At 53.3% G+C, this 905-nt stretch carries 4 tRNA genes; all 4 read left to right on the top strand.

What is annotated here, in order from left to right:
- Positions 1 to 3 precede the first annotated feature (3 nt).
- The 4 genes from EIC84_RS25855 (at position 4) to EIC84_RS25840 (ending at position 869) form a co-directional block, all read left to right on the top strand.
- Positions 4 to 88, top strand: a tRNA-Leu gene (locus EIC84_RS25855).
- A gap of 144 nt (positions 89 to 232) precedes the next feature.
- Positions 233 to 317 (top strand) — tRNA-Leu (locus EIC84_RS25850).
- Positions 318 to 460: 143 nt separating this feature from the next.
- A tRNA-Leu gene (locus tag EIC84_RS25845) sits at positions 461 to 545 on the top strand.
- A gap of 239 nt (positions 546 to 784) precedes the next feature.
- Positions 785 to 869: transfer RNA gene (locus EIC84_RS25840), tRNA-Leu, on the top strand.
- Positions 870 to 905 lie beyond the last annotated feature (36 nt).

Raw genomic sequence — 905 nt, 5'->3', positions numbered from 1 at the left:
AAAGCCCAGGTGGCGGAATTGGTAGACGCACTAGTTTCAGGTACTAGCGGGTAACTCCGTGGAGGTTCGAGTCCTCTCCTGGGCACCAAACACGACAAGCCGTTGCATGCAAATGCAGCGGCTTTTTTCGTTTTGGCAGCCATCTCAGCTGCCACGCAAAGTTTTCTGAAAAAACCGCGCAAACCGGCATGAGCAGTACCCAAGCCGCTATATAATTCACTCACTCTGAAATGCCCAGGTGGCGGAATTGGTAGACGCACTAGTTTCAGGTACTAGCGGGTAACTCCGTGGAGGTTCGAGTCCTCTCCTGGGCACCAAATACGACAAGCCGTTGCATGCAAATGCAGCGGCTTTTTCGTTTTGGCAGCCATCTCGGCTGCCACACAAAGTTTTCTGAAAAATCCGCGCAAACCGGCATGAGCAGTACTCAAGCCGCTATATAATTCACTCACTCTGAAATGCCCAGGTGGCGGAATTGGTAGACGCACTAGTTTCAGGTACTAGCGGGTAACTCCGTGGAGGTTCGAGTCCTCTCCTGGGCACCAAATACGACAAGCCGTTGCATGCAAATGCAGCGGCTTTTTCGTTTTTGCACCGCGCCTTTGAACCACGTACACCAGGAGCGAGACACTGGCGCAAGCTGGCCCCTCGTCTGCCCCCCAATCCTGCGGGTCGAGGAAAATAGCTCAAGCCCTAGAACACTCTGCCGGCAACTTGCACAAAAAAGTGCCTCAACTCGCCTAGCGGCTACTTTGAACGCTATATAATTCGATCCACTCTGAAAGCCCAGGTGGCGGAATTGGTAGACGCACTAGTTTCAGGTACTAGCGGGTAACTCCGTGGAGGTTCGAGTCCTCTCCTGGGCACCAAACACGACAAGCCGTTGCATGCAAATGCAGCGGCTT

The sequence above is a fragment of the Comamonas sp. A23 genome (assembly GCF_004522605.1).
Classification (GTDB): Bacteria; Pseudomonadota; Gammaproteobacteria; order Burkholderiales; family Burkholderiaceae_C; genus Comamonas; species Comamonas thiooxydans.
The sequence above is the reverse complement of the archived record's forward strand: the minus strand, read 5'-3'. Positions and strand labels throughout refer to the sequence as shown.